This is a genomic window from Pseudomonas sp. Y5-11 (assembly GCF_022368695.1).
Taxonomy (GTDB): Bacteria; Pseudomonadota; Gammaproteobacteria; order Pseudomonadales; family Pseudomonadaceae; genus Aquipseudomonas; species Aquipseudomonas parakoreensis.
On record NZ_CP058974.1, the window covers coordinates 1,972,909 to 1,989,585 of the forward strand.

General features: G+C 61.2%; 14 protein-coding genes and 1 pseudogene. 7 read left to right on the top strand and 8 right to left on the bottom strand.

The features are described from left to right. The first annotated feature begins 198 nt into the window (after window positions 1-198). Complete coding sequence (locus HXW87_RS08680) at window positions 199-2,628, top strand: TonB-dependent receptor (RefSeq protein WP_239778767.1); 2,430 nt, start codon at window positions 199-201, stop codon at window positions 2,626-2,628. A gap of 99 nt (window positions 2,629-2,727) precedes the next feature. Here the strand turns inward: HXW87_RS08680 and HXW87_RS08685 are convergent, their stop codons facing one another. Then, window positions 2,728-3,603: an AraC family transcriptional regulator gene (locus tag HXW87_RS08685; RefSeq protein WP_239778768.1), complete on the bottom strand. Its 876-nt coding sequence runs from the start codon at window positions 3,601-3,603 to the stop codon at window positions 2,728-2,730. Between the two features lie 253 nt (window positions 3,604-3,856). Between HXW87_RS08685 and HXW87_RS08690 the strand changes: the two genes are divergently transcribed. Next, the gene (locus HXW87_RS08690; RefSeq protein WP_047291834.1) at window positions 3,857-4,759 is read left to right on the top strand and encodes a DMT family transporter; all 903 of its coding nucleotides are present in this window, start codon (window positions 3,857-3,859) and stop codon (window positions 4,757-4,759) included. Between the two features lie 26 nt (window positions 4,760-4,785). Here the strand turns inward: HXW87_RS08690 and HXW87_RS08695 are convergent, their stop codons facing one another. The 4 genes from HXW87_RS08695 to HXW87_RS08710 all read right to left on the bottom strand — a co-directional run bounded on the left by HXW87_RS08695 (window position 4,786) and on the right by HXW87_RS08710 (window position 8,750). Next, window positions 4,786-5,295: a DUF2165 domain-containing protein gene (locus HXW87_RS08695; protein ID WP_131671477.1), complete on the bottom strand. Its 510-nt coding sequence runs from the start codon at window positions 5,293-5,295 to the stop codon at window positions 4,786-4,788. A 148-nt stretch (window positions 5,296-5,443) separates the two neighbouring features. Continuing rightward, window positions 5,444-6,418: a D-glycerate dehydrogenase gene (locus HXW87_RS08700; protein ID WP_239778769.1), complete on the bottom strand. Its 975-nt coding sequence runs from the start codon at window positions 6,416-6,418 to the stop codon at window positions 5,444-5,446. Between the two features lie 608 nt (window positions 6,419-7,026). Beyond that, the gene (locus HXW87_RS08705; protein WP_047292646.1) at window positions 7,027-7,401 is read right to left on the bottom strand and encodes a DUF6124 family protein; all 375 of its coding nucleotides are present in this window, start codon (window positions 7,399-7,401) and stop codon (window positions 7,027-7,029) included. A gap of 380 nt (window positions 7,402-7,781) precedes the next feature. Next, window positions 7,782-8,750, bottom strand: coding sequence for a LysR family transcriptional regulator (locus HXW87_RS08710; protein ID WP_025112118.1), 969 nt, complete (start codon window positions 8,748-8,750; stop codon window positions 7,782-7,784). 281 nt (window positions 8,751-9,031) lie between these two features. On the opposite strand from HXW87_RS08710, the gene HXW87_RS08715 reads away from it, so the two are divergent. The 4 genes from HXW87_RS08715 (at window position 9,032) to HXW87_RS08730 (ending at window position 14,023) form a co-directional block, all read left to right on the top strand. Beyond that, the gene (locus tag HXW87_RS08715) at window positions 9,032-10,531 is read left to right on the top strand and encodes an efflux transporter outer membrane subunit (protein WP_239778770.1); all 1,500 of its coding nucleotides are present in this window, start codon (window positions 9,032-9,034) and stop codon (window positions 10,529-10,531) included. A gap of 232 nt (window positions 10,532-10,763) precedes the next feature. Then, complete coding sequence (locus HXW87_RS08720; protein WP_239778771.1) at window positions 10,764-12,956, top strand: FUSC family protein; 2,193 nt, start codon at window positions 10,764-10,766, stop codon at window positions 12,954-12,956. Continuing rightward, window positions 12,946-13,146 (top strand): DUF1656 domain-containing protein, encoded by a 201-nt coding sequence (locus HXW87_RS08725; RefSeq protein ID WP_003221811.1) that lies wholly within the window; start codon window positions 12,946-12,948, stop codon window positions 13,144-13,146. Before HXW87_RS08720 ends, HXW87_RS08725 begins: the two co-directional genes overlap by 11 nt. 10 nt (window positions 13,147-13,156) lie before the next feature. Beyond that, window positions 13,157-14,023, top strand: a complete 867-nt coding sequence (locus HXW87_RS08730; protein ID WP_239778772.1) for an HlyD family secretion protein — start codon at window positions 13,157-13,159, stop codon at window positions 14,021-14,023. A 130-nt stretch (window positions 14,024-14,153) separates the two neighbouring features. Here HXW87_RS08730 and HXW87_RS08735 read toward each other — a convergent pair whose 3' ends face one another. Further along, window positions 14,154-14,552 (bottom strand): DUF4440 domain-containing protein, encoded by a 399-nt coding sequence (locus HXW87_RS08735; RefSeq protein WP_239779142.1) that lies wholly within the window; start codon window positions 14,550-14,552, stop codon window positions 14,154-14,156. A 162-nt stretch (window positions 14,553-14,714) separates the two neighbouring features. On the opposite strand from HXW87_RS08735, the pseudogene HXW87_RS08740 reads away from it, so the two are divergent. After that, a pseudogene (locus HXW87_RS08740) lies at window positions 14,715-14,873 on the top strand (LysR substrate-binding domain-containing protein); the annotation flags it as partial. A gap of 198 nt (window positions 14,874-15,071) precedes the next feature. Here HXW87_RS08740 and HXW87_RS08745 read toward each other — a convergent pair. Next, a complete protein-coding gene (locus tag HXW87_RS08745) occupies window positions 15,072-15,896 on the bottom strand; it encodes an SDR family oxidoreductase (protein ID WP_182404109.1) in 825 nt (274 codons plus the stop codon). 35 nt (window positions 15,897-15,931) lie between these two features. Further along, window positions 15,932-16,396, bottom strand: coding sequence for a multidrug transporter (locus tag HXW87_RS08750; protein ID WP_182404108.1), 465 nt, complete (start codon window positions 16,394-16,396; stop codon window positions 15,932-15,934). Window positions 16,397-16,677: the final 281 nt, after the last annotated feature.

Here is a 16,677-nt window from a genome sequence, read left to right on the forward strand (position 1 = left end):
ATCAACGTCAAAAGATCGCAGCCTGCGGCAGCTCCTACAGGGGATCGCGTAACCTGTAGGAGCTGCCGCAGGCTGCGATCTTTTGATCTCCAAAAAAATTTTCAAAATTGTGGTGAGGTAAACCACAGCCCCATCCGTGTAGTGACTGAAACTGCGAGTCATTCGCATCCGTTGCGGTTCTACACAGGTCATTGAGCAATGAAGTCCAGGGCAAAATCGGGTTCGGTCAAACAGTGGTTAGGCGTTTCGGCATTGAGTTTTTCCGCATTGGCGCTGTTGCCGATGAGCGTTGCACTCGCCGCTGAAGCCGTCAGCAGCCCCGCACAGAAGCAGTTCAATTTTTCCCTGAGCGCCAAACCGCTGCCCCAGGCCCTGAGCGATTTCAGCCGCGTCACCGGGCAGAGCGTGGTCTACACCGATGAGGCACCGTACGGCATCAACGCCCCGGCCGTCAGCGGCCAGATGAGCGCCGAACAAGCGCTGCAACGCCTGCTCAGCGGTTCGGGCATGACCTTCCGCCGCACCGACAGCCACACCCTGGCGCTGGAACCGCAGCCCACCGCCGGTGCGCTTAACCTCGGCGCCACCACCATCACCTCGACCCGCGACGAGTCGATGAGCTACCAGCCGCCGCAGACCAGTTCGGTGATGCGCTCCTCGGCTTCGCTGCAGGAGATTCCGCAGACCGTCAACGTGATTCCGGCCCAGGTCATCCGCGATCAGACCCCGCGCAATCTCGACGATGCGCTGGCCAACGTCAGCGGCATCACCCAGGGCAACACCTTGGGCAGCACTCAGGACTCGGTGATGACCCGCGGCTTTGGCGACAACCGCAACGGCTCGATCATGCGCGACGGCATGCCGATCGTGCAGGGCCGCGGAATGAACGCGACGGTCGATCGGGTCGAAGTGCTCAAGGGCCCGGCCTCGTTGCTCTACGGCATTCAGGACCCGGGCGGGGTGGTCAACCTGGTCAGCAAAAAGCCGGAATTGACCCAATACAACGCGCTGACCCTGCGCGGTTCGAGCTACGGCGACGGCAAGAATGGCAGCGGCGGCACCTTCGACAGCACCGGGGCACTGGGTGAATCCGGGCTGGCCTACCGGTTGGTGCTGGACCATGAAGACGAAGATTACTGGCGCAACTACGGCACCCACCGCGAGACGCTGATCGCGCCGTCGCTGGCCTGGTTCGGCGAGCGTACCCAGCTGTCGTTCGGCTATGAACACCGCGAGTTTCTCACCCCGTTCGACCGGGGCACGGTCATCGATCCGCGCACCAACCATCCGCTGGACATCTCGCGCAACGAGCGTCTGGACGAGCCGTTCAACGACATGGAAGGCCGCTCGGATCTGTACCATTTCGAGGCCGATCACGAACTCAACGACGACTGGAAAGCCCACTTCGGCTACAGCTGGAACCGCGAAACCTACGACGCCAGCCAGGTGCGCGTGACCGCCATCGATACCAAAAAAGGCACGCTGACCCGCAGCATGGACGGCACGCAAGGCGCGATCAGCACCGACCGCTTCACCACCGCCAGCCTTGAGGGCAAGGTCAACCTGCTGGGCATGCAACATGACCTGGTGTTCGGCGTCGACGACGAGTACCGCAAAATCTATCGCGCCGACCTGATCCGCCAGAAAAGCCTGAGCACCTTCAGCTACGTCAATCCGGTGTATGGCCGTGAAGTCGAAGGCACCACGGTCAGCCCGGCGGACAGCGCGCAGACCGATCTGCTGCGCAGCGATTCGGTGTTCCTGCAGGACTCGATACATCTCAATGATCAGTGGATTCTGGTCGCCGGCGGGCGCTTCCAGGAGTACGACCAGTACGCCGGCAAGGGGGTGCCGTTCAAGGCCAACACCGACAGCAACGGGCAGAAGTTCGTGCCGCGCGCCGGTCTGGTGTATCGCTACACCGACGAGTTGTCGTTCTACGGCAGCTACACCGAATCGTTCAAACCCAACTCGACCATCGCCCCGCTCAGCGGCAGCAGCACTGTGCTCGACGGCAGTATTGCGCCGGAAGAAGCCAAGTCGTGGGAATTGGGGGCGCGTCTGGATATGCCGGGGCGCATCACCGGCAACATTGCACTGTTCGACATCAAGAAACGTAACGTGCTGGTGGCCAACGCCGAAGGCCCGACCACGATCTACAGCGCCGCGGGCGAGGTGCGTTCCCGTGGTCTGGAACTGGACCTGACCGGCCAGTTGAGCGATCGCTGGAGCCTGATCGGCGCCTATGCCTACACCGATGCCGAGGTCACCGAAGACCCGGACTACAAAGGCAATCGCCTGCAGAACGTGGCGAAAAACAGCGGCTCATTGTCAGCGGTGTATGACTTCGGCAGCGTGATCGGTGGCGACCAACTGCGGGTCGGTGCCGGGGCGCGGTATGTCGGCGAGCGCGCGGGCAACGCGGTGAATGATTTCGACCTGCCGAGCTACACCGTGGCCGATGCATTCGCCACTTACGACACCCGACTCGAAGGGCAGAAGGTCAAGTTCCAGCTCAATGTGAAGAACCTGTTCGACCGCACGTACTACACCTCGGCGGCGAGCCGGTTCTTTGTGTCGATGGGTGATTCGCGGCAGATTTCGCTCTCCAGCACGCTGGAGTTCTGATCCGAAAACAGTAAAAGATCGCAGCCTGCGGCAGCTCCTACAGGGGAAACGCATTCCTACTGTAGGAGCTGCCGGAGGCTGCGATCTTTTGATCTGGCTCTAACGCAAAAACGCCTGCCGATATTCCCCCGGTGTCCCACCCAACACTTGGCGAAACCGGTTGGTGAAATGACTGGCGCTGGCAAACCCGCACGCCAGCGCAATCTCTCCCAGCGGCAACGCGGTGCAGCGTAACAACTCCCGCGCCCGGCTCATGCGTCGCGCCAGCACGTACTGATGCGGCGGCAAGCCGAAGCTCACGCGAAACATCCGCGCAAAGTGGTATTCCGACAACGCACACAGACCGGCCAGTTGCCCGAGGCTGATCGGTTCGGCCAATTGACTGTCGATGAACTCCACCAGCTGCCGGCGCTGGTGGGGCGCCAATCCGCCCTTGAGGCGCACACCCTGACGGGCGCCGACCTGGCTGAGCAGGGTATGGCTGATCAATTCGTGAGCGAGGCTGCTGGTCAGCAAACGTTCGGCCGGCTCGTCCCAGTTCAGCGTGAGCAATTGCCGAAAGCGCTGTGCCTGTTGCGGATCTTCGAGAAAAGTCTGCTCGCGCAACTGCATTTCTCGCGGCTCGCGATCGAGCAAGGTGACGCAGCCCAACGCAAATTGCTCGGCACTGAAATACAGGTGAGCGAGGCGAATGTCACCGTTGATCACCCAGCCGGATTGGTGATCGGCGGGCAGGATGCACAACTTGTCCGGCCCGCCCTTGTGCCCCGGTTGCCCGCGCCGAAAGGTGCCGGTGCCACCGGCGATGTAGCAGGACAGCGTGTGGTGGCTCGGCGCTTCGTATTCCTGGGCATCATGATGGTTGGTCCACAAAGCCGCAGACAAGCCGTCACCGAGCTCGGCGCTGTGCACAAGGCGTGCGTTCGGCGAGCGGTTGAGGGCTTGAAAGACTTGCAGGGTATCGATAGCGGCCATGTGCGGTTCTCTCCAACGCCTTGCATCCTACTCCGTAGCCTTGGCGCTGCCAGCCTGTCGGGCGACAAAAGCGCAAGAATCTGCAAGCGCCCCGATCGTTGCTGCCGCACCCTGAATCTCCATACAACACAACCCTGTGGCGAGGCAGCTTGTTCCCGCCGAGTGCGCAGCACTCATGAACGGGGCTGCTGCGCAGCCCGGCGCGAGCAAGCTCGCTCGCCACAGAGTGTCCGGTGTCCTCAGGAGTCTCGCCATGAACCTTTCGCTGTATCTGCTGACTGTGCTGATCTGGGGCACCACCTGGATTGCCCTGAAATGGCAATTGGGGGTGGTGGCGATTCCGGTGTCGATCGTCTATCGCTTCGGCCTCGCCGCGCTGGTGCTGTTCGTGCTGTTGCTGCTCAGTCGGCGCCTGCAACCGATGAATCGCCGTGGTCATTTGATCTGCGTGGCGCAGGGGTTGTGCCTGTTCTGTGTCAACTTCATGTGCTTTCTGACGGCCAGCCAGTGGATTCCCAGCGGTCTGGTGGCGGTGGTGTTTTCCACCGCCACCTTGTGGAACGCGCTCAATGCGCGGGTGTTCTTCGGTCAGCGCATTGCGCGCAATGTGCTGATGGGAGGCGCGCTCGGTTTGTTCGGTCTGGGGATGTTGTTCTGGCCGGAACTGTCCGGCCATCAAGCCAGTCCGCAGACCTTGCTCGGTCTGGCGTTGGCCCTGTGCGGTACGTTGTGTTTCTCGGCGGGCAACATGCTGTCGAGTCTGCAGCAGAAGGCCGGTCTGAAACCGCTGACCACCAATGCCTGGGGCATGGCCTACGGGGCGGCGATGTTGTCAGTGTGGTGCCTGGTCAAAGGTATTGCGTTCGACATGGACTGGTCGCCACGTTACGTCGGCGCGCTGTTGTATCTGGTGATCCCGGGTTCAGTGATCGGTTTCACCGCCTACCTGACGCTGGTCGGGCGCATGGGCCCGGAGCGCGCGGCCTATTGCACAGTGTTGTTCCCGGTGGTGGCGCTGAACGTTTCGGCGTTTGCCGAAGGCTACCAGTGGACGGCTCCGGCGCTGCTCGGCCTGGTGTTGGTCATGCTTGGCAACGTCTTGGTGTTTCGCAAACCTCGTGCCCTGGCTTTGCCCCGTCAGGGCAAGTTGGCTTGAGCCTGTCACTGTGCGAGCGCTGATGTTCAGCGCTCGACTTTTATCACGATGTAAATCAGCAGCGGCAAGATAAAGTCGACAATATGCCGGGCCCAATCCTTGGCGTTCCAGATGTTTGAAGTGTCCATGTCGAACCATTCGACGCCGACAACTTGAAAACATACGTAGTAGATGAAAACAGCTATTAAAAGGCCAATGATCGAAAACTTCTTGGCTTCATGAAATTCCTCGCTGGAGCCGTTGATGTTCTTGAGTAATTGATAGACACCCAACATGCAAAATGCGCTGAAAGTGACTTCCAGGGTAATGATCAGCCAGTAGATACGGTGGTGCAGCGTTGGCGAGGTGATGGCGCGGTAGCGCAGGTTGGGGTTGTGTTCGGTCGTGTCCATGCTCAGGACGTGCGCGACATATTCGTAGTTTGAACCGTAGTCGGTGAAATTGCTGAACATCATCAGCAAGCCAAAAAAACTGAAGTAACTCATCAGTATGACTTTGCTGTAGCGGATAATTTTATCCATGGTCAGAGCGTTCAAGTGTGTTCTCCATAACATTTGTCGAGGGTTCGATATGTCGGGAGAGTTTATAGCGGGGTCTATTGTTTTGGTGTCGGGTTGAATTGCAAAGTATGTGGGCGTGCATAACGTGTCGGGCAAGTGTCTTTTGGCACTTGCCCGATTTTGTTTAACCGCGCCAGACCTGCGGGTTTACCAGATCCTGTGGACGCTCGCCCATCAAGGCGCTGCGCAGGTTGGCCAGCGCGCGATTGGCCATGGCTTCGCGGGTTTCTCCGGTGGCCGAGCCGATGTGCGGCAATGTCACAGCATTTTTCAACTGGAACAGCGGGGACTCGGCCAGCGGTTCTTTTTCGTAGACGTCCAGACCGGCGCCACGGATGCGATTGTTCTGCAGCGCCTCGATCAGCGCCGGCTCGTCGACCACCGGACCACGGGAGATGTTGACCAGGATCGCGCCCGGCTTCATCAGGCCCAGTTCGCGATGGCTGATCAGGTGGCGGGTCTTGTCGCTGAGCGGCACCACCAGGCAGACGAAATCGGCTTCGGCGAGCAACTGGTCGAGGCTGCGAAAGTGTGCGCCGAGTTGTTGTTCCAGTTCGGGCTTGCGGCTGTTGCCGCTGTAGATAATCGGCATGTTGAAGCCGAAGTGGCCACGGCGGGCGATGGCAGCGCCGATGTTGCCCATGCCGACGATGCCCAGGGTCTTGCCGTGGACGTCGCAGCCGAACAATGGCGCGCCGACGCTGGCTTGCCACTGCCCGGCCTTGGTCCAGGCATCGAGTTCGGCGACGCGGCGGGCGCTGCTCATGATCAGGGCGAAGGCGAGGTCGGCGGTGCTTTCGGTGAGCACGTCCGGGGTGTTGGTGAGCATGATCCCGCGTTCATTGAAGTAGTCGAGGTCGTAGTTGTCGTAGCCGACGGAGACGCTGGAGACCACTTCGAGTTTTGTGGCGGTTTCGAGTTGGGCTTTGCCGAGTTTGCGGCCGACGCCGATCAGGCCGTGGGCGTGGGGCAGGGCTTCGTTGAATTGGGCGTTGATGTCACCGTTCTTCGGGTTGGGAACGATGACGTCGAATTCCTGTTGCAGGCGTTCGATCATGGGTGGGGTGATGCGGCTGAAGGCCAGGACTGTTTTTTTCATTGGGCTTGGGCTCGGCTGTCTTTATTACCAAGCACGCTAACATTTCTTTGTGGGGTTTGGCTTGTCTTGGCGGCCTCCGGGCCGACCATGCTCCTGGGGTTTTGGGTGTTTATCCGTTGCTTCGGGTGTTGCGGCTGGCGGTTTCGCCCTTACGGCGAGTCACTTTTGCAGACGCCCAAAAGTAACCAAAACGCTGGGCCCCGGCGTACGGCCCTCGCTTAGGCTCGGGTTCCTTCGTTGCGGGGTTTATCCGGGGGCATCGCCTCCGGTTTGCTTCGCTGCACCTCCTCTCGATGCCTTTGGCTGCGCCAAACGGTCGCTGCGCTCCCACCCCCGGATCAACCCCTCCACTCAGCCTGCCGAAGGGGCCGGCACGGCAAGATCAAGAGCTGCAGCCGAGCTAACGCTCATCCTGTTGAGTGGTGAAAAGCATGCGGTCTGCCTGAACTGCTTTGCTTTTCTGTAGGAGTGAGCTTGCTCGCGATGGCGGCCTGACAGCCGACCTGGATCTAACTGAATCCACTCAGTCCTTGTGGGAGCTGGCTTGCCAGCGATGGCGGCCTGACAGCCGACCAGCCTCTAACTGACTCGCCCGCTCCCACAATGGCTCAGCTGTGTGCTGCAGATTGGCTGATTTCCACGTTATCCAGCACCCGGTTCACCGCCAGTTCGGCGAGCATGATGATTTGCTGGATCGCCAGTATCGTTTGTCGCTGCGGGCTGTCGACGTAGGCCGCAATGTCGCTGGTCATGATGCTCGCCGAGGCCAGTGATTCGCAGGCGTGAACCAGCAGGCTTTCGTTGTCCATGTCGGGGGCGACCTGGAACATGCTGCTGGGTTTGTGGAATCTTACAGCGGCGGCGGAAGGTTTCAGGTAGTGGTCGAGGGCGCGTTCGGCGGCATCGTGGAGCTTTTTTGAATCGAGGGATTCGTAGGGGGAGGTGCTTTCCGCTGGGGGCGGGTTGGGTGTGGGTTTGATCATGCTGGAACTCCATTCGGGATGTGGAGTTCGCCACGTACTGCGACCAAGCAATAGGGTGGCGAACCGTACGCAGGTTGGTCGACCAGGGAATGGAAACCCGGCAGGGCCAAGGCCCTCCCACGCACAGCTCGCCATTAAGCAAGCTTAAAAAGTGCGCCATTCTAAACCCGGACGACCAAGTCCGGTCGTTGATTCGTCAACGACCCCCTGAGCCTATCCACCCCACTTCCGAGCCACAACCGTCAAAACCTGTCGGAAAACTCCCGTCAAATCACCGCTTCTGTAGGAGCTGCCGTAGGCTGCGATCTTTTGATTGTTAAACATCAAAGGCAAAGATCGCAGCCTGCGGCAGCTCCTACAGGTTTGGCGGTTTGTTTAAGTCAGTTGGCGACACGGGCTCCGGCGAGGCTGCCACTCAACTCATAAGCCGCCAGTTCCGCTTGGTGCGCCGCCAATATCTCCGGCAGTGACCCGCGCAAATACTCGACCCAGGTCTTGATCTTCGCATCCAGGTATTGCCGCGACGGGTAGATCGCGTACAGGTTGAGTTCCTGCGAGCGGTAGTTGGGCATCATCCGCACCAGCGTGCCGTTGCGCAGGCCTTCGATGGCGGCGTAGACCGGCAGGACGCCGACGCCCATGCCGCTGATGATCGCGGCTTTCATGGCGTCGGCGGAGTTCACCAGGAACGGCGAGCTGTTGATGGTGACCATTTCCTGGCCGTCGGGGCCGTTGAAGGCCCATTTTTCCAGGGGGATCACCGGGCTGACGAGGCGCAGGCAGGCGTGGTTCAGCAGGTCGCTGGGTTTTTGCGCGCAGCCGTTGGCTTTCACGTAGGCCGGGGAGGCGCAGACGATGCTGTAGGTGATGCCCAGGCGTTGCGAGACGAAGCCCGAGTCCGGCAGTTCGCTGGCCAGCACGATGGACACGTCATAGCCCTCGTCGAGCAGGTCCGGCACGCGGTTGGCCATGGTCAGGTCGAAGGTCACGTCCGGGTGGGTCTTGCGGTAGCGGGCGATGGCGTCGATCACGAAGTGCTGACCGATGCCGGTCATGGTGTGCACTTTCAGTTGCCCGGCGGGGCGCGCGTGGGCTTCGCTGGCCTCGGCTTCGGCTTCTTCGACATAGGCCAGGATCTGTTCGCAACGCAGCAGGTAGCGCTTGCCGGCCTCGGTCAGGGCGATGCGCCGGGTCGTGCGATTGAGCAGGCGGGTTTGCAGGTGGGCTTCCAGGTTGGAGACCGCGCGCGAGACGTTGGCCGTGGTGGTGTCGAGTTGCACGGCGGCGGCGGTGAAGCTGCCAGCTTCGGCCACACAACTGAAGGCGCGCATGTTTTGCAATGTGTCCATGGGGTGCTCTCAAGGGAGATGGCAAATTGTGACACGAAGTTTCAGGGGCTGAGACCCCCGACCAAGGGATTATCTCGTTAACGGTAACAAAGATTCACAGGAATCCCAGCTTATCGCCGAACAGGGCGTTCCCTAGAATTGCGCCGTTCCCTGTAGGAGCTGCCGAAGGCTGCGATCTTTTGATTCTGTTTTAAGGGAATCAGGATCAAAGATCGCAGCCTTCGGCAGCTCCTACAGAAGGGAACACGTCCCGCCTTATCCTCTTTCAGGAATTCGCAGCTGTGCCGCGTCGCATCAACAGAGCGCTTTTGCCGCTCAGTGTTCTGGCTTTTACTTTGGGTCTTGGCGGCTGCATCGGTACCGGAGGAATTGCCCCGCAGGGCAAGGCACTGGAGGCCAATACCCTGGCCACCGACGACGCGATTGCCCACGCCGCCAAAGACGCCAATTGGCCCACCGCACAATGGTGGCAAGCCTACGGCGACCCGCAACTCAATCGCTGGATCGACCTCGCCGTGCAGGGCAGTCCGAGCATGGCCATGGCCGCGGCGCGGGTGCGTCAGGCCAAGGCCATGGCCGGTGTCGCCGAAGCGGCCGAGTCGTTACAGATCAATGGCGAGTCGACGCTCAAGCGCCACAACTGGCCGACCGACCAGTTCTACGGCCCGGGCGAGCTGGCCAACACCACCACCTGGGACAACAACGCCGCGCTGGGCTTCAGCTACGCCCTCGACCTCTGGGGCCGCGAAAGCAATGCCAGCGAACGCGCGGTGGATCTGGCGCACATGAGCGCCGCCGAAGCGCGGCTGGCGCAGCTGGAATTGCAGAACAATATCGTGCGCGCCTACATCGAGCTGTCGCTGCACTATGCCCAGCGCGATATCGTCGCCGCGACCCTCAAGCAGCAACAGCAGATTCTGGATCTGGCGCAGAAGCGTCTGGATGGCGGGATCGGTACGCACTTCGAAGTCAGTCAGGCCGAAACACCGTTGCCGGAAACCCATCGGCAACTGGATGCGCTCGACGAAGCTATCGCCCTGAGCCGCAACCAGATCGCCGCGCTGGCCGGTAAGGGCCCGGGCGACGGCGCGCAACTGCAGCGACCGACTTTGGCCCTAGGTGCTGCGTTGAAACTGCCGTCGGCATTGCCCGCCGAGTTGCTCGGTCAACGCCCGGACGTGGTTGCCAGTCGCTGGCAAGTGGCAGCGCAGGCACGCGGCATCGACGTGGCACACGCCGGGTTTTATCCCAACGTCGATCTGGTCGGCAGCCTCGGCTACATGGCCACCGGCGGCGGAGCGCTGGAGTTTTTGACCGGCAAGAAGCTCAACTACAACGTCGGCCCGGCAATCTCCTTGCCGATCTTCGACGGTGGGCGTTTGCGCAGTGAGCTGGGCGAAGCGTCTGCCGGGTATGACATCGCTGTGGCGCATTACAACCAGACGCTGGTCAATGCGCTGAAGAACATCTCCGACCAGTTGATCCGCCGCGAGTCGATGGACAAGCAGCAAGCCTTCGCTGCCGAGTCGGTGGCCACCGCGCAGAAGACCTACGACATCGCGATGATTGCCTATCAGCGCGGCCTCACCGATTACCTCAACGTGCTCAATGCGCAGACCTTGCTGTTCAAGCAACAGCAGGTGCAGCAGCAAGTGCAGGCGGCGCGCTTGAGTGCGCATGCCGAGCTGGTGACGGCGTTGGGTGGCGGCCTCGGGGCGGGTAATGACGTGCCGACTGCCGAGCAAACAGCAGCCCCGAAAACCCCGACTCTGCTGCGGTGAACACACAACTCACTACACAAAACCTTTGTGGCGAGGGGATTCATCCCCGATGGGCTGCGGAGCAGCCCCAAAACCTGCAAACCGGTTCTGCTTGGCACACCGCATTGGCTTTTCTTGGGGCTGCTGCGCAACCCATCGGGGATAAATCCCCTCACCACAGAGTTTGTGTTCACCACAAAAATTGATGTTTGCCACAGATAACTCTTCAGTCCTCAATCATTGAGCAGATTTAATGACTCCCTTGCCCGCACCTCTACGCTGGCTCTCCTCCCTGGAATGGCGCCGTGGCTTCTTTGACTGGGCGCGCAGTGATGGCGTGACCTGGGTGTATATCTTCAAGGTATTGCTCGCCGCGTTCCTGACGCTGTGGCTGGCGATGCGCCTGGAGTTGCCGCAACCGCGTACGGCGATGATCACCGTGTTCATCGTCATGCAGCCGCAGAGCGGGCAGGTGTTCGCCAAGAGTTTCTATCGCTTCCTCGGCACTCTGGCCGGGTCGGCGATGATGGTCACGCTGATCGCGCTGTTCGCGCAGAACACCGAATTGTTCCTGGGCTCGCTGGCAATCTGGGTCGGCATTTGTTCGGCGGGTGCGGCGCGCTGCCGTAATTTTCGTGCCTACGGTTTTGTCCTCGCTGGCTACACCGCGGCGATGGTCGGACTGCCGGCGCTGGCGCATCCGGACGGTGCGTTCATGGCCGCCGTGTGGCGGGTGCTGGAAATCTCGTTGGGGATTCTCTGCTCGACCGTGATCAGCGCCGCGATCCTGCCGCAAACCGCCAGCGCAGCCATGCGCAACGCCCTGTATCAGCGCTTCGGTGTGTTCGCGCTGTTCGTCACCGATGGCCTGCGCGGGCGCAGCAAGGCCGAGTCGTTCGAAGCGAGCAACGTGCGCTTCATCGCCGAAGCCGTAGGCCTGGAAGGGCTGCGCAGCGTGACCGTGTTCGAAGACCCGCACATGCGTCGGCGCAACGGTCGCCTCAGTCGTTTGAACAGCGAGTTCATGGGCATCACCACACGCTTCAACGCCCTGCATCAGTTGCTCGAGCGCCTGCGCGGCAATGGCGAAGAACATGTGGTGGCCGCGATCAAGCCGGGCCTGCAGGACCTGGCCGAAGTGCTCGACGGCTTCAGTGGCCGTGCCTTGACCAGCCCGGACGCGGCACGCCTGGCGACGGCGTTGGCGACTTACAAGGAAGGCCTGCCGACACGCGTGCGAACCTTGCGCGGCATTTTCCAGGAAACCGCTCCGAGTGAAGCCGAGCAACTGGACTTCCACACCGCCTACGAATTGCTCTATCGCTTCGTCGACGACCTGCACAGTTATGCACAGACCCACGCCTCGCTGGCCGATCACCGCCACGAGCGTGAGCGCTGGGACGAGCCGTTCACCCCGCAAACCAACTGGTGGGCCGCGGCGGCTTCGGGGATCCGCGCGTCGTTCATCCTGATTGTGCTGGGCAGCTATTGGGTGGCCACCGCGTGGCCGAGTGGCGCGACCATGACCTTGATTGCCGCCGCCACCGTGGGTTTGTCCGCCGCCACACCGAACCCGAAACGCATGGCGTTCCAGATGGCCTGCGGGACGTTCCTCGGGGCGCTGATCGGCTTCGTCGAGATGTTTTTCATCTTCCCGTGGATCGACGGTTTTCCGCTGTTGTGCGTGATGCTCGCGCCGGTGATCGTGCTCGGTTCGTTCCTCACGTCGCGGCCGCAATATGCCGGGGTCGGCCTGGGGTTGCTGATCTTCTTCAGCACAGGTTCCGTGCCGGACAACCTGACCGTCTACAACCCTTACACCTTCATCAACGACTACATCGCCATGGTCATGGGCATGCTGGTGTGCGCGGCGGCGGGGGCAATCATTCTGCCGCCGAACAGCCGCTGGTTATGGAAGCGGCTGGAGCAGGACCTGCGCGGTCAGGTGGTCTACGCCATCAGCGGCAAACTCAAGGGGTTGGCGTCGAGTTTCGAGAGTCGCACCCGCGATCTGTTGCATCAGGCATACGGCCTCGCTGCCGGCCAGCCGAAGGTACAAAAAAACCTGCTGCGCTGGATGTTCGTGGTGCTCGAAGTCGGCCACGCGATCATCGAGTTGCGCAAGGAACAGGCAATTCTACCGGTGCACCCGGCGTATACCGAATCGCAGCCGTGGCGCCAGGCCATTCGGGTGATGGGCCGGGCGCTGGTGCGGCTGTTTCTGCAACCGAACCCGAGCAATCTGGAGCGTGCACTGGTCGCGGTCGATCACGCGATCAGCCGGGTCGCCGCGACCGACGAGCCGTTCGCGCCGCACTTCGACACTTCCGCGCTGCGTCGGGTAAAGAGCTACCTGCACTTCATCCGCACCTCGTTGCTCGACCCGCAATCACCGCTCGCCGCCTATGCCGTCGCCAAGCCCGAAGGACTTGCCCATGCCTCGTGAAATCGCTTTCCACGGCGTGTACATGCCGACCATGACCCTGATGTTCTTTGTCGCTGCGGCGCTGGCCTGGGCGCTCGACCGGTTCCTCTCGGGGTTCGACCTGTACCGCTTTTTCTGGCACCCGGCGCTGCTGCGCCTGAGTCTGTTTACCTGTCTGTTCGGCGCCATGGCGCTGACCGTCTACCGTTGAGAACGCTCTGATGAAAAAGTTTTTCAGCCTGCTCGCCACCTTGCTGGTGCTGGCCCTGGCGCTGTGGATCGGCCGCACGTTGTGGGTGCATTACATGAACACGCCGTGGACCCGTGACGGCCGGGTTCGTGCCGACATCATCAATGTCGCGGCCGACGTCACCGGTGAAGTCATCGATGTGCCGGTGCGCGACAACCAGTTGGTGAAGAAGGGCGATCTGCTGATGCAGATCGATCCGGAGCACTACCGCATCGCGGTCAAGCAGGCGCAGTCGCTGGTGGCTTCGCGCAAGTCGACGTGGGAGATGCGCAAAGTCAACGCACATCGCCGCGCTGACCTGGACAACCTGGTGATCTCCAAGGAAAACCGCGACGACGCCAGCAACATCGCCGACGCCGCGCTGGCCGATTACCAACACGCACAAGCGCAACTGGAAGCCGCCGAACTGAACCTCAAACGCACTGAAGTGCGCGCGGCAGTGGACGGTTACGTAACCAACCTCAACGTGCATCGCGGCGACTACGCGCGCATTGGCGAAGCGAAAATGGCCGTGGTCGACATGAACTCGTTCTGGGTCTACGGCTTCTTCGAAGAGACCAAACTGCCGCATGTGCGCGTGGGTGACAAAGCCGACATGCAACTGATGAGCGGCGAAGTGTTGAAGGGCCACGTGGAAAGCATTTCCCGCGGCATCTACGACCGCGACAACCCGGAAAGCCGCGAGCTGATCGCCGACGTGAACCCGACGTTCAACTGGGTGCGCCTGGCACAGCGGGTACCGGTGCGCATTCACATCGATGACGTGCCGGAGGGGGTGTTGTTGGCGGCGGGGATTACTTGCACGGTGGTGGTGAAGCAGGAGCCTGTGGATAACTGACAGACCGCGTGGCTGCCATTCGCGAGCAGGCTCGCTCCCCCCGGGGAACTTCGATGTGTCACAGATCCAGTGTGGGAGCGAGCCTGCTCGCGAAGCGAACAACCCGGTCTTTCAGACCAATACCGAGTAATCATTCAGCGCAAAATGTCTCCTGCAAATGCCGCCACAACACCCGCCCGTCCTCGCTCTTTTCAAACACCACTGTCGACCGGCGATCAGTGTGCAACCCGCTCGCATCGCTCTGCTGCTCGCGATAACTCAGCGTTGCGCCATGCGCATGCAGGGCAATCCCGCGCAGCTCACTGAGCTCGATCCGGAACCCGGGCTTCTTCCCGCCTGCTGACTGAAACAGCCCGCGCAAGGCTTCGATATCCAGCGCCCGACCCAGCGGCGTGACCATGGAAAAATCCGTGGAGAACCGGCTCAGCAAACGCGCCAGTTCCGCCGAATCCTGCTCCACGGCAAACCAGCGTTCGATGACCAGGTGGGCCTGGATCACTTCATCAAAATATTCGTTGTAGTCAATCATGTGGGTTTTTCCTGAAGGGAAGGTGGGCTCAGTAGGGCGAGCACTGTGGAGGCGTCGAAACGCAGCGCGGCGACCATCGGCAACAGCTTCAGCAGAGCGGCGGCGAGAAAGCAGTAAGCGGAAATCATTGCCGCCCAATGCGCCCAACAGCGAACTGAGCAGCAGTGGCTGATTCAGGACGATCTGGAAGCGGGGCGATTGGTGCGGTTGCTGGTCGATCACCGCTTCGCCCGGTAGGGGGTGTATGCGCTGTACCCGGATACCCGGCATTTGCCGTTGAAGGTGCGGGCGTTCATTGATTTCATGAAGGGCTGGGGCTGAGTGTTGGCTGATCTGGCCCCTTCGCGAGCAGGCTCGCTCCCACAGGGGATCTTCGATGTGTCACAGATCCAGTGTGGGAGCGAGCTTGCTCGCGAAAGCGTCAATCCGGTCTCAGAGCTTCCCACGCAACCCGAACCGCCGCATCAACGTCGACTCCAGCAACCCCTTGGGNTTGCTCGCGAAAGCGTCAATCCGGTCTCAGAGCTTCCCACGCAACCCGAACCGCCGCATCAACGTCGACTCCAGCAACCCCTTGGGCAACAACGTCGCCAGCAACGGCAACGCGCGGCTGCCATTACCGATACGAATCAAGCGTGGCGGCTTGTCCCGCTGCACAGCCTTGAGCAACTCAGCCGCAAACTCACTGGCTGGCGTCGGCTTGTCCTGCGAGGCCTTGGCCCGTGCGCGGATTCCCTCACGCAAGGGAAACCACGGCGACTGCTCGTTGATCAGTTGCTCGGCTTCGTGCCCGGCATTCTTGGCGAAGCTCGACTGAATCGCCCCGGGCTGGACCTCCATCACGCGAATGCCGAACGGCGCCAGTTCCATACGCAGTGCTTCGCTCAACGCATGCACCGCCGCTTTCGAGGCGCAATACGCGCCAGCGAACGGCGTCACCAGCACGCCTGAGACACTGCCGATGTTCACCACCAGCCCCTTGGCACGGCGCAGCACCGGAAACAGGGCACGAGTCACGCCGACAATCGAGAACACATTGGTTTCGAACTGGCGCTGCATGGCCGGCACGCCGCCGTCGAGCAGCGGCCCCATCGCGCCATAACCGGCGTTGTTGATCAGCACATCGAGGCCGCCGTGTTGCTGGTTGAGGCGTTCGGCGAGCTGTTCCAGCGCCAGGCTGTCATTGACGTCCAGCGCGATGGCGGTGAATCCGGCAGCGGCGAGGGCCGCGACATCTTCGGTTTTGCGCGCAGTGGCCCAGACTTCGTAGCCGGCGGCTTTGAATGCATCGGCGAGGGCGCGGCCAATGCCGCTGGAGCAACCGGTAATCAACGCAACGGGCATGGCGCATTCCTTGTGCAAAAAGGTGGGGAGGGGGATCAGTCGGAGAAACTGCCCTGCAAACGCTCTGCGCGAAACTCCAGGGTTTGCGGACGGTAACCGGGGCGCAGCGGTGGCATCGGCAGGCAGTCCACCCATTCGCCGCCGGCCTGCAGTTCGCCGGGGCCGCGATAGCGTGGGGCGGAGTATTGGTTGTCGGCCAGATTGACCGTGTCCCCGGGCGCGTAGGCTGCGATGCGCCAGCGCAGTTCGGTCAGCGGCACGTCGTTGCCGTTGTTCATTTTCAGTTGCAGCGGGCGATCCGCCGGGCATTGTTCGGGCGCATAGACAATGCGCATCTCAAGGCGTGCCAGTTGCTTGAGCTCGCGGTTGTCCAGCCACACCACCCAGACCGCGACCAGTCCCAGACCTACGGCGGCCGCGACCGACACCGGCACGGCCTTGGCCGGATAGCGTAGCAAGAGGATCAGCCAGGTAATGACCAGCAAGACGCCGATGAACATGTCGCACAACCTCGCAGGGATAGAGGGGCATCCTACCTAAGCGTAGGTGAGGTTGGCGATGGGCAGGGTAAAGTCAAAAGATCGCAACCTGCGGCTGTAGTGGTTCAGTTTTTTTAAACCACTCCTTAGGAGCATTAGACCGCTTGTTGCTCAAACAGCGCAGGCGGCAAGTGGTTCGAGGCAGAGTGGCAACGACGATGGTTGTAGTGATGAACAAAATCCATCACATCCTTCTCCGCTTCGAAATGGTTTCGGTAGCCGTTTTCCGGCATCCAATCGTG